This is a genomic window from uncultured Veillonella sp. (assembly GCF_934190855.1).
In the GTDB taxonomy this organism is placed as follows: domain Bacteria; phylum Bacillota; class Negativicutes; order Veillonellales; family Veillonellaceae; genus Veillonella.
This window is the reverse complement of the sequence record NZ_CAKPTN010000044.1, coordinates 1-11,770: the sequence shown is the minus strand read 5'-3', so window position 1 is coordinate 11,770 and position 11,770 is coordinate 1. Positions and strand designations below refer to the sequence as shown.

The 11,770-nt window shown below is 42.7% G+C and carries 13 protein-coding genes; all 13 read right to left on the bottom strand.

Translation table 11 applies throughout. The features are described from left to right. A partial coding sequence (cobA, locus tag Q0F90_RS04080; protein WP_296003587.1) for a uroporphyrinogen-III C-methyltransferase occupies positions 1–1,288 on the bottom strand: 1,288 nt, incomplete at its 3' end. Continuing rightward, positions 1,285–2,223 (bottom strand): hydroxymethylbilane synthase, encoded by a 939-nt coding sequence (gene hemC, locus Q0F90_RS04075; protein WP_296003585.1) that lies wholly within the window; start codon positions 2,221–2,223, stop codon positions 1,285–1,287. The genes cobA and hemC, both read right to left, overlap by 4 nt. Positions 2,224–2,227: 4 nt before the next feature. Next, positions 2,228–3,499 (bottom strand): glutamyl-tRNA reductase, encoded by a 1,272-nt coding sequence (hemA, locus tag Q0F90_RS04070; protein ID WP_296003584.1) that lies wholly within the window; start codon positions 3,497–3,499, stop codon positions 2,228–2,230. Continuing rightward, positions 3,468–4,115: a bifunctional precorrin-2 dehydrogenase/sirohydrochlorin ferrochelatase gene (locus tag Q0F90_RS04065; RefSeq protein WP_296003582.1), complete on the bottom strand. Its 648-nt coding sequence runs from the start codon at positions 4,113–4,115 to the stop codon at positions 3,468–3,470. Before Q0F90_RS04065 ends, hemA begins: the two co-directional genes overlap by 32 nt. 57 nt (positions 4,116–4,172) lie before the next feature. Then, on the bottom strand, positions 4,173–4,958 hold the full coding sequence (locus Q0F90_RS04060) for an RNA-binding protein (protein WP_296003581.1): 786 nt from the start codon (positions 4,956–4,958) through the stop codon (positions 4,173–4,175). 2 nt (positions 4,959–4,960) lie between these two features. Further along, complete coding sequence (gene proC, locus Q0F90_RS04055) at positions 4,961–5,755, bottom strand: pyrroline-5-carboxylate reductase (RefSeq protein WP_296003579.1); 795 nt, start codon at positions 5,753–5,755, stop codon at positions 4,961–4,963. Between the two features lie 26 nt (positions 5,756–5,781). Further along, positions 5,782–6,279: a cell division protein SepF gene (locus Q0F90_RS04050; RefSeq protein WP_296003577.1), complete on the bottom strand. Its 498-nt coding sequence runs from the start codon at positions 6,277–6,279 to the stop codon at positions 5,782–5,784. 51 nt (positions 6,280–6,330) lie between these two features. After that, the gene (locus Q0F90_RS04045; RefSeq protein ID WP_296003575.1) at positions 6,331–7,017 is read right to left on the bottom strand and encodes a YggS family pyridoxal phosphate-dependent enzyme; all 687 of its coding nucleotides are present in this window, start codon (positions 7,015–7,017) and stop codon (positions 6,331–6,333) included. A 144-nt stretch (positions 7,018–7,161) separates the two neighbouring features. Next, positions 7,162–8,016: a polyphenol oxidase family protein gene (locus Q0F90_RS04040; protein WP_296003573.1), complete on the bottom strand. Its 855-nt coding sequence runs from the start codon at positions 8,014–8,016 to the stop codon at positions 7,162–7,164. A 9-nt stretch (positions 8,017–8,025) separates the two neighbouring features. Continuing rightward, positions 8,026–9,753 carry a radical SAM protein gene (locus Q0F90_RS04035; RefSeq protein WP_296003571.1) on the bottom strand — a complete coding sequence of 576 codons (1,728 nt, stop codon included), beginning with the start codon at positions 9,751–9,753 and terminating at the stop codon, positions 8,026–8,028. A 128-nt stretch (positions 9,754–9,881) separates the two neighbouring features. Next, positions 9,882–10,601 carry a DUF421 domain-containing protein gene (locus Q0F90_RS04030; protein WP_296003569.1) on the bottom strand — a complete coding sequence of 240 codons (720 nt, stop codon included), beginning with the start codon at positions 10,599–10,601 and terminating at the stop codon, positions 9,882–9,884. 4 nt (positions 10,602–10,605) lie between these two features. Further along, positions 10,606–11,289 carry a DUF421 domain-containing protein gene (locus tag Q0F90_RS04025; protein WP_296003567.1) on the bottom strand — a complete coding sequence of 228 codons (684 nt, stop codon included), beginning with the start codon at positions 11,287–11,289 and terminating at the stop codon, positions 10,606–10,608. 18 nt (positions 11,290–11,307) lie between these two features. Continuing rightward, positions 11,308–11,760 (bottom strand): DUF3290 family protein, encoded by a 453-nt coding sequence (locus Q0F90_RS04020; protein ID WP_367113403.1) that lies wholly within the window; start codon positions 11,758–11,760, stop codon positions 11,308–11,310. Positions 11,761–11,770: the final 10 nt, after the last annotated feature.

The following is an 11,770-nucleotide window of genomic DNA, read 5'->3' as shown; positions in this document are numbered from 1 at the left end:
CTGTTAAGGCATTTACTAATGCCTCTTGTTGCGATGTATCTTGTGTCGTTTCGTACAAGCGCAATACATCTACATTAATATCGTGATGGCGTAAAGAGCGCGGAATTACATCGCGAGCCACTTTTGGTTGGATGAGCAATACGGAATCGCCTGCTTTGAGTTCTTCTTCAAGAGCCTCTACAGCAGATTCAGCCTTGTAGTCTACAGGAATGATATCTGGAACGATACCATATTTTTGAAGTTCACGAGCCGTAGCACAGCCAATTGCTGCCACTTTAGAATTACCTAACGCACGTGTATCCTTGCCCTCTTTATAAAGTGCATCGAAGAAGTATCGAACCCCTTCACCAGATGTGAATACGATGCATTGATATTGTTTTGTATTGTTAATGATGCGACGATCTTCATCAAACAACTCTAATGGAGATGTCTTAATAGCTGCCGCTTCTACTACATTAGCACCTTGGGCTGCTAATTTTTCACGGAATGCACTAGCTTGAGAGCGAGCCCGTGTCACAACAACAGTTTTGCCAAATAACGGTTTGTTATCGAACCATTGTAATTTTTCACGAAGGTTAACTACATCGCCTACTACGATAATAGCTGGCGCTTTTAATTGTGCCTTTTCTACGTCTTCTACTACATGTTCAAGGGTAGATACGAGAACCTCTTGCACTGTTTTTGTCCCCCAACGAACAAGTGCTACCGGTGTATTAGCTGGACGACCGTGAGCCATCAACTTTTCTGCAATAGTAGGCAAATTGCCAACCCCCATAACAAAGCAAAGTGTATCTACTGCTGTAGCAAGGCCTTCCCAGTGAATGCCAGATACGGCTTTAGTTGGATCTTCATGGCCTGTTACAACCGCAAAGGATGTAGCCATAGCGCGTTGTGTTACAGGAATACCTGCATAAGCAGGTGCTGCAATTGGAGATGTTACACCAGGTACAAACTCAAATGGTACACCAGCTTCACCAAGGGCCATAGCCTCTTCACCACCACGGCCAAATACGAGTGGATCCCCGCCTTTTAAGCGCGCTACGATTTTGCCTTCTTTACCTTTTTGAACTAAAAGCTCATTGATTTCCCATTGATGCATGGTGTGATCTTTACATTGTTTACCAGCGTAAATCAATTCTGCATCTGGGCGTGCCCATTCTAATAAATGAGCATCTGCTAAATAGTCATAAACAATTACATCTGCTTTTTCAATGCATTCGCGACCTTTTACAGTAATGAGTTTAACATCGCCAGGGCCTGCACCGATTAGATATACCATACCTGTCATTTTATGATTCCTTCCTCTATGAGAGCATCCACAATATGTTTGCCCCCTTCTTCATATAAGGCTTTTGCAAGGTTTTTACCAAGAATTTCAGCTTTTTTTGCTGGGCCAGAAATCTCTCCTTCGTACACAGTTTTACCGTCGAGGGAGGCAATCATAGCCTTTAATGTCAATTGACCTTTATCAATAGTGCCATGTACACCCATAGGCACTTGGCAACCACCATTTAACTGACGCAAGAAGCTGCGTTCCCCTTCAACGGCATAGCGTGTAGCTTCGTCGTTAATAGGAGCTAGCATTTCAAGCATTTCCGTATCGTCAGCACGACACTCGATAGCAAGTGCCCCTTGACCAACGGCAGGAATCATTTCATCCGCTTTAAATACTTGGGTAATTTGATCATCTAAACCCAACCGTTTAAGGCCGGCTTGTGCCAAGATAACACCATCTAGCTTCTCTGTTTCAATCTTGCTCAAACGAGTTTGTACATTGCCGCGGATAACCTCCACCTTAAGGTCTGGTCGCACATGTAATAATTGGGCTTGACGGCGCAAGCTACTTGTACCGACGCGAGCCCCTTCAGGCAATTTATCTAATGTTTTATACACAGGACTTACGAGTGCATCATAAGGAACTTCACGGGCTGAAATAGCACCTAAAGTAAGACCTTCTGGCAACTCTGTAGGCATATCTTTCAAGCTATGTACAGCGATATCGATATCGCCTTTATGCATTGCCTCTTCTAGCTCAGCGGTAAATAAACCTTTACCACCAACTTGAGCCAGTGGTTTTTCCAAGATACGGTCACCCTTTGTATTAAAGTGAACCAGCTCTACTGTAATGTTTGGGTACAGACGTTGTAACTCTGCACTAATATGTTCAGCCTGCCATAGGGCAAGGGCACTTTTTCGCGTGCCGATTCGAATATGGTCTCTCATGGCATTAGCCTTCTTTCTCAAGATTAAACATATCTTTGAATAAATCCCAGTACAAACCTTCTTCCTCTGTACCAGCGATTTCGTTAAAGTGAATCATCGGTTCACGCAACATTTTGCGAATGATCATGCGACTCATAGAGTCCATAATACGGCGCTCCTTATCGGAGATATCCGGCAATTTAGCCAAGGCGCGGTGTAACTCACGACGGCGGATGCGTTCCGCTTTTTCTGTGAGTAACGCCATCATTGGACGCACCGTTAAATAGCTCAATTTATCTAATAACTCTTCAATGGCGTCATGAATGATAGGCTCTGCACGATGAGCTTCCTCTTCGCGCTGTGCCTTGTTTTCTTCTACTACGCTTTCAAGAGAATCAATATTAAATAGGTAAATACCATCCATATCTGCTACGGCAGGATCGATATCGCGAGGTACCGCAATATCAATCATAACGATTGGTTCACCCTTGCGAAGAGAGGCGATTTTCTTCGCTTCTCGCTCCGTAATAATATAGTGTGGCGCCCCTGTAGACGTGATGAGGATGTCCGCATCTTTAGCGTAGTCTACAAAGTTATCGAGCTTAACGGCCTTACCGTTAAAGCGTTCAGCCAATACTTCGGCCTTAGCAAAAGTTCTGTTGGATACGAAAATCGTTTTTACGCCCTTGGCTTGTAAGTGCGTTGCAGTCAACTCACTCATAGTACCTGCCCCTAAGATGAGTACAGTCGCTTCAGATAAAGGTTTATCCAAGCTGTCCTCGGCCAAGTTAACCGCTGTATAGCTAACGGATACAGGCGTATTAGCAATACCTGTATTGGTACGTACCTTTTTACCAACACCAATGGCGCGTTGGAATAAAATATTGAAAATTGTGCCCGTACAACCTGCGCTGTAAGCTTGGATATAAGCCCCTTTTAATTGGCTCAAGATTTGACCTTCCCCCAACACTAGGGAATCAAGGCTTGCAGATACACGGAATAGATGCTCAATGCAATCTCGTTCTTCATAGAAGAAGAATGCATCTTCATCAATGTGGTCGGCACCTTTTAAATCCTTTAACACAGCCAACATATATTCTTTAGGGAACTCTACACCTTCTAAGGCTGCATAAATTTCGGTTCTATTGCAGGTAGACAAAATAACGCATTCTGCTACACAGTCAAATTCATAGAGGCGGTTCAGTGCGGTAACTACCTCGTCTTTATCAAACGAGAAACGTTCACGCACCTCTACAGCGGCACTTCTATGATTTAGACCTAATACCACTAATTGCATGGTTTAGTTTCTCCTCTATAATCATCCACTCTCCCTTGAGAATGGCTTCAAAAGTTTCTACTGTCAGATGGTCTCGCCAAAATTTCTGTCGAGCCTCTGGCGTAGGAAGTAGTAACTTTACTTCTTCTCTAAATATTTTAAGTCTAGGCATAGCCTTTTGCAACTGCCCATAACGATTCATTATATCTTGCCGCACGAGGCGATTGATACGTGGGCCTACATTATTTGCACTAATAGCGATATGAAGATCGCCTAGTTCAAGGGATGATGGCACAGTAAATCTGCACGCACTCGGGTCATCACTGCGATTAGTCCAAATGCGGTGTTTTTTCCCCATCTCATATAACGTATCATTTAATTCCTGATTATCTGTACAGATAAAGAACAAACTGCTCGTTATAATGTGGTGTTCATCGTCCATTGTGAAAGCACGATTGTACCAAGTGATGCGATCGTCCTTTGCCCATTGACTAATCGTATCCGTTACAGCAGGAGCGATAACGACAATCTGACAAGGCTCATCAATAAAGAGCTGCATTCGTCGCTCTGCGACCTCCCCACCGCCTACGAATAGGATTGTATCTTCAGTTGTAGGTTGAAATGTTATGGATACCATGGCTGTCCTACTATATATAAAAAAATCGGCTTGATGGTCAAGCCGATTTTCAATTGCCTACATGAATCGTTTCAGATATACGCCGATACGCCCCTTACGAGATGTACCTGTAATGGCTTCTACCTTCATTCGGCCACGACCACGCATAGAGATAACATCCCCTTCTTTAACCTCTTGGGATGCACCCTTAGCTGGTTGCCAGTTTACTTGCAATAATCCTGCATTAATAGCGCTTACTAATTTAGTACGAGACACGCTAAAACCAGAACTTGCCACCGCATCTAAGCGCAAAGAAGCAACTGTAGTGCGGACTTCTTTAATTTTTTCTTCTTTTTGTGCAATATCTGAAAGCTCAATAGCCTCTACAGATACGGAAACCATAGCGATTTTTGTGAAGTTTTGAATCACAAAGTCTGCTACGCTTTCATCCACCATAATTTGAGCGCCCCCTTGTTGAACGATAACGTCACCAAATTTGGAGCGATCGATGCCAAGGCCCATTAAGGAGCCAAGCACATCGCGATGGGTAAGCAAACGGAACCGTGGGTCCCAATTTACCTTAAGGGCGCGAATGCCCATGTCCACAGTACCGTTGAAGTCGCTATCTACAAAGGCGATGCGGATACGTTCCGCCCCTTCATAGCCACCGTCGGTCTTAACGAGAAGTTGTGGGTAGTTGGCCTTGATTGCATCTGCAATAACAAGACCTGCAGGGCTCGTAAAGTCCGCCACGCGGTACGGGCGACCTTTTACAACCTGCTCAGCCAAGTCTAGCATGCGGCGAGCCTCCTCACCGCTACCACTGGCTTCAAAATATCGTATTAATTTACTAGTATCTGCCAAAATTATTTCCCCAATTCATTTGACCGAGCAAGACATGCTACTACGCCATCTTGGAGAGCACTGCGAAGTCCACCTTTTTCCATGGCACCAATACCGGCAATGGTCGTGCCACCTGGGCTTGTTACTTGATCTCGTAGTACTGCTGGATGTTTGCCGCTTTCAAGGGCCATCTTACCAGCACCATACATCGTTTGGGCCGCCGCCTTGATTGCCAAGTTACGCGGCAAGCCAATGCGAACACCCGCATCAGCTAAGGCATCAAGGATGACGAACATATAGCCAGGACCTGCTCCAGATAGTGCACCTAAGCGATCTAAATCGGCTTCGCTTACCACCGCTACCTCGCCAACAGCCTCAAACAAGGCTTGTACAGCACGACCTAAGTCGGTGTTTACATCATCCCCAGCAAGAGCCGTCATGCCAGCACCGATAGAAGCCGGTGTATTTGGCATAGCTCTAAACCAGTTAGCTTGCGGAATCGCTGCATCAAGAGTATCTAAGGTGATACCTGCCGCAACGGAAATCATAACAGTCCCATAAGGTACTTCTTTTAACGTCTCTAATACAGATGGTAACACTTGTGGTTTTACGGCCAACAAAATGGTATTGTACTCGTTTACATTAGGCAATGTAGTAAAACCTACTACACCGAGCTCCTCTGTAAGAGCCTTACATTGTTCTTCGCGACGCACTAGAATGTGTGTATCACTTGCTTTCAACACGCCATGCTGTAATGCACCGCGCAATAGAGCGCCACCCATTGAGCCAACGCCTATACATAGGGTTTTACCTAACATCGTTGTCACCACCATTTATAGAGAAATTATTTATTGTCCCAAGCGTATTCGTTTTGCTCAGTTTTGTTGCTTTCATTATCAGAATAATCAATGGAAATGTTTACAGGTACACACATGAAAATGTCTTTACCTACTTTTTCCAATTTGCCATCCAATGCAAAAGTCGCACCAGATACGAAGTCCACAATACGAGCTGCTTCATGAGGATCTGTATTTTCAAAGTTGATCAATACAGGACGCATGTCGCGCAATTGATGTGTAATATTTTCAGAATCTTCAAATACTTTTGGTTCAATTACAACTACTTTCATAGCTGTTGGACGTTGTGTCATCGTAGATTGGCCTCCTACCTTGCGTGGATGAAATTCAGATGCGCCGGATACTGGAGCCGCAGGAGCTACTGGAGTAGGTTCCACGTCGTATTCCTCTTCATCTTCATAGTCATAATCATCATATTCATAGTCATCATCATTTTTGCCTAAGAATAAGTTTTTTGCTTTGTCTAAATAATCTCCCAATGCCATTTGGATTTCCTCCTAATACTTAACGCTATCGATTATTAGGCAACCCGAGCCTTAATCATACACACGTTCCCCAAAAATTGCTGTGCCTACACGAACGATGTTAGCCCCTTCTTCTAAAGCGACTTCAAAGTCGTGAGTCATCCCCATAGATAAATATTGAATCTGCCCCTCTTCAAAGTAGCCTTTCATATCCTCATACAAGGCATTGGCTACGCGGAAGATTGGACGTGCTTCCTCTGGATTCTCGAAAAATGGTGCCATACACATCAAGCCCCGTACACGTACATGAGGCAATGTCTTTGCATAGTCTCGAATTTCTGGAAACTCCTCTACGGACATGCCCGTTTTGGACGCCTCTCGAGCTACATTGACTTGCAACAACACATCTTGCACCTTGTTGTGCTTTGTAGCGACCTTTTCGATTTCATCTAATAATTTACGGCTGTCTACAGAATGAATTAAATCAAACATAGGCACCGCTTGACGCACCTTGTTGACCTGTAAATGGCCAATTAAGTGCCATGTTAATTGTGGCCCCTTATAGGTGAGCTGTTTTTCCTTGGCCTCTTGTACTCGGTTTTCCCCTACATGGGTCACACCGAGACTAGCCGCCTCCTCTACAGCTGACACGGGGTGGTTCTTTGTAACCGCCACTAACAATGCTGTATCTACGCGACCAACGCGCGCCATAGCATCTACCATGCGCTGCTGTATTGCGTGTAGGGATTCTTCAATCACGTGAATGCCCCCTTCAATCTATATATAGTAATCATTAAATATATTTGTATAGACTATTCTATTATATAGTATTTAGCCTTGAATGTACATGATTTAGAGCTTATAAACACCATAAATCCATGCATGTATATGCTTAAAAAAGTACTATCGTTGTTGTAACATGCCAAATAAAGCCATACGACCTGTTTTTCCTGCTTCGCGTCGATAGGAATAGCAATCGCCTTCTATTACACTATCGGTACCACCAATAGCAATATTCTCTTTAGGCATACCATTGACGACGAGTCCTTCGGCAATAAAATTCCACAAGTTGATATAGGCCTTGTCTAATTTATTGCCTGGGTAATTGACCACATCAGCCGTATTTCGATCTGTCATACCGCGCCAAGCCAATTCAAAACGCTTGCCCAGCTCTACATCGACTTCAAAGGATTCTGGTCCAATACTAGGCCCAAGATATGCATAACAATCTTTAAAGTCAGTGCCGTACGTTTCTTTCATAGCCTCAATAGTAAGGACTGGCAAATGACCAATTGCTCCGCGCCATCCTGCATGTACTGTAGCAATAGCATGATGTTTAGCATCATAAATACCAACGCCAACACAGTCAGCGGTGAACAAGAATAGCGGTACATTAGGTAATCTTGTAAATACCGCATCACAATCAGCGATAGCTGTATCCTCCCCAAAGGCACCGGCCCCAACGAGGTCTTCTGTAATTTCTACAGCCTTAAGCCCATGCACTTGATTACCACAAGAAATACGTTCTGGCTCAACACCCAAGTGTTCAGCTATGATAGCTCGATTCACCCTAACATTGTTAGGTTCATCACCGACATGAAAGGCTAAGTTTAATGATTCATAAGGTACTGGGGATACACCACCATGACGATAGGTGTCGCCCATAACGATAGGAAATTGATCCGCCCAATTCGGTGCTTCATAGGACCAAGTACCATGAGGTCCTTTAACATCTATACGTTTTACAGATTCATTCATGAGTATCTCCTATTTACAAACACCACAACGTTTACAGCCTTGTACACACGGCGGTGTATACGCTTCATCGACGGAGCGTTTCCATTCCATTTCAAGATAACCTTCGTCCATGCCCATATCTAAATGACTCCATGGCAAGAATTCATCAAAGCTGCGCTCACGATAGTTCATATCGTCCATATCAAGGCCTGCCGCCTTCATTTCAGACTTGAAGGACTTGCTACCACGGTCTGCTGCACAAGCCGCAATAACTGCCCCTAAACGGCGGTCACCACGAGCGAGAACACCTTGAATATACGCCTCTTTAGGAGACTCTACGAGCACCTCAATACGACGGTTCTTTTGCAGCGCTTTTTTAATATATTGCAGTTTTTTCTCTACCGTTTTTTGATTGTCCATAGCCATCCATTGGAATGGTGTAAAAGGCTTAGGAATAAATGGATTGATACTGAGCGTTAAACGACCTTTACAACCTACCTCAGCCATATGGGCTTGCGTCCGTTCTGCAAGGCCTACGATGGCTTCGATATCCTCATCTGTTTCCGTTGGTAACCCAATCATAATATAAAGACGCATATGTTGAATGCCAGACTTGGCAGATAAGGTTGCAGCATTTTGCAAATGCTCTTCACTAATGCCCTTATTGATAACCCTACGCAAACGTTCACTGCCCGTTTCTGGGGCAATAGTAATCGTCTTTTGTCCACTATCAGCCAAGCCATCCACAACGGCTTGCGTCAACGAGTCCGCCCGCAAGGATGCACAGGAATAGCGCATATCCTTAGAGCGAATATAATTAACTAACTTATCTACCTCTGGATAATCAGAAATAGCGGCGCCCATGAGGCCTACCTTTTTGCCTAATTTCTCTGCTCTATCTACGCCTTCTTTTAAAATATCGAGAGGGCGTACACGAGGTACGCGGAAGCAATAGCCAGCCATACAGAATCGGCAGTGACGGCCACACCCCCGAGCAACCTCGATGATGTACATAGCACCAAACTCTGTATAATTTGTAGCTACTACGGTCTCACCACCGCTAGTGAGCATTTCAAAATGACGTTTAATCGTTGTTGGCGCACCTGCAGTGATATGGTAGCCTTTAAATTCGCCCTCTTCACTATAAATTGGCACATATAAGGATGGCACGTAAACGCCAGACTCATTCGCTAGTTGGCGCAAAATCGCATGGCGATCTAAACCTTCCAATTTGCCATCACGAATGATATCTAACACGCGGCTAACGATGCCTTCCCCTTCACCGATGATGAAAGCATCAATAAAATCAGCAAAGGGCTCTGGATTAAAGGTGGCACAAGGACCGCCAGCAATGACGATAGGATCGAACTCCGTACGGTCTTTTCCCATAATAGGTACACGACCATGACGCAACATAAGTGGAATATGGAAATAGTCCATTTCAAAAGTGACGTCAAAGGCAACCACATCAAACTGGTGCATAGGCCGTTGTGTTTCTACACTCATAAGCGGGGTCTTAGTTTTATCGTACGCTTCCAATTCCTTTTTTTCAGGCAAGAAGATACGTTCACATACGCTATCATTGCGTAAGTTAATTTCCTCATAGATGATGTGGAGACCAAGATTACTCATACCCACAAAATACGTATTGGGGTAGACAATAGCTACCCTTTGTCCTGCATGAGGATTAACGGTTACCCGACTATCTTCATCTTTATATAATTCTTGTAATCTATCAATTAAGTCTTTACGATTCACTAGCTTCCTTTCTATATAAGCCCACTACGAATAGTGGGCTTAATGAGAGTCTATATAATATCATCTATAAGTAATTATAGAGCAATCTATCCATACTATAAATAATTTTAGTTATTAGATTTCAGATATTAGATTTTAGATTTCAATTTATCTTTAGTGTGAGTAGTCTTAGTCTTTAGAGTACTCACAAGTTGCGGACGATGTTTTTTCTCATAAGGATATAATGCAACCTTACCATCTTTATATTCTGCAATATAAATGTCTTTCACAGTATATCCTTGTTCCTCTACCTCTTTTTCGAGCCACTCCCTATCCTTTTCAATCATATCTAGAGTGAACTGATTGATTTGACCATCATTAATCAAGTCAAAACGGATATTATCTTCACCAAACTGAACAATATTGAGCTGACCATTTTGCTCTAGTACAGCACGTTTAACATCAGTAATGTATTGTACACCGGCAGCGCGAAGTTTAAGTTTTAACTCAGCTGATTGAATGCCGTAACGCATACATTCTTCGGTTAATACATGGCCTTTTTCGATTACAATAACAGGATGACCATCAAGAATTGTTTTAAAGAAACGAAGATTACCTTTTAAGAATTTAAGTGTCATTACGAGGATAGTCCATAAGATAAGGACTAACATAAACTGTAAAATACCAATTTGATCATTGTAAATAATGGCACCAATAATACCACCAAGTACGTAGTTTTGTAATTGGTCTAACGCAGAGGTTGGCGCTAAGTTCCCCTTACCCATTAAGTTGATTTGTAGAATAATTGCCAAGAGACCGATGGCCAGTTTAGCAAAAACCATGCCATATATAGTCATAGATTCTATCATATTATTACTCCTTTGTTTGCTTTTTAAAAATGCTTAAGCCTGAGTTTTCTTCAAATGGATATATATCAACATGACCATCCATATATTCAGCTACGTATACTTGCTTAATCGTATAGCCTTGCTTAGCCACTTCTGCTACAAGCCACTCTTCATCTTTATTGATTAAATCGAGTGCATAGGGATTAATCTGACCATCTGTCACTAAATCTAACAGAACATTTTCTTCGCCAAACTTAACGACCTTTAACTGACCATTTTGTTCTAATATAGCACGCTTTACATCCTTTGCTCGCAAAACACCTGCTGCACGTAATTTCATTTTTAACTCTGCAGCCTGCATACCAAAGCGCATACATTGATCAGTCAAAATAACACCGTTTTCCACGAGAATAGCGGGATGACCATCTAGAATTTTTTTGAAGAATCTAAAGTTGCCCTTCAAGAATTTAATGGTCATTACAAGAATAGTCCATAAGATGAGAACTAATATAAATTGTACAATACCAATGGCAGGATTATAAATAATCGCACCGATAATACCGCCTAGTACATAGTTCTGCAACTGATCTTGTGCTGATGTAGGGGCTAAATTTCCTTTCCCCATTACATTAATTTGTAAAATAATCGCTAAGAGGCCAATACCCAATTTAGCAAATACCATCCCATACATAGGTATGAAATCTGTCATGATGAACTCCTTACATCCTTAATCAGCCTTATCATGAAGTCGATCTTCAGGGCTCACCTTATATACGCGAGTAATTGTATACGTCGTGTATTCAGGGTTAAATTGTACCTCATAATAGGCATCACTAACTTTTAAAATCATACCATTACGAACCTTCAAAGAGTTAACCGCTAATTGGCTTTCATCAACACCACGATCTGCACTAAAGGAGTGTAAGAATTGAGCCATCCGAGAAGAATCCTCAGAGTAATTCTTCATACGACCATATTCTTGATATTCTAAACCTAAGAAAAATACAATAATTAAGGATAAAATAACAGTTAAATCACGGTAACGGCTTGTAAAACCATTACGCAAAACTTGAATGCCCACACCGAGAAGGGCTAATAAAATAACTACAAAAAAGATAAATCCTATTGTGTGTCCAGATGCAATCTGACTCTCCACATATGCTACTGTATAGAAGTCCATTTTGTTACTC

Excerpts from the sequence above, each read along its gene's own strand:
- hemC (WP_296003585.1), bottom strand. The coding sequence starts at position 2,223 with ATGAGAGACCATATTCGAATCGGCACGCGAAAAAGTGCCCTTGCCCTA.
- hemA (WP_296003584.1), bottom strand. The coding sequence starts at position 3,499 with ATGCAATTAGTGGTATTAGGTCTAAATCATAGAAGTGCCGCTGTAGAG.
- Q0F90_RS04065 (WP_296003582.1), bottom strand. The coding sequence starts at position 4,115 with ATGGTATCCATAACATTTCAACCTACAACTGAAGATACAATCCTATTC.
- proC (WP_296003579.1), bottom strand. The coding sequence starts at position 5,755 with ATGTTAGGTAAAACCCTATGTATAGGCGTTGGCTCAATGGGTGGCGCT.
- Q0F90_RS04050 (WP_296003577.1), bottom strand. The coding sequence starts at position 6,279 with ATGGCATTGGGAGATTATTTAGACAAAGCAAAAAACTTATTCTTAGGC.
- Q0F90_RS04040 (WP_296003573.1), bottom strand. The coding sequence starts at position 8,016 with ATGAATGAATCTGTAAAACGTATAGATGTTAAAGGACCTCATGGTACT.
- Q0F90_RS04030 (WP_296003569.1), bottom strand. The coding sequence starts at position 10,601 with ATGATAGAATCTATGACTATATATGGCATGGTTTTTGCTAAACTGGCC.
- Q0F90_RS04025 (WP_296003567.1), bottom strand. The coding sequence starts at position 11,289 with ATGACAGATTTCATACCTATGTATGGGATGGTATTTGCTAAATTGGGT.
- Q0F90_RS04020 (WP_367113403.1), bottom strand. The coding sequence starts at position 11,760 with ATGGACTTCTATACAGTAGCATATGTGGAGAGTCAGATTGCATCTGGA.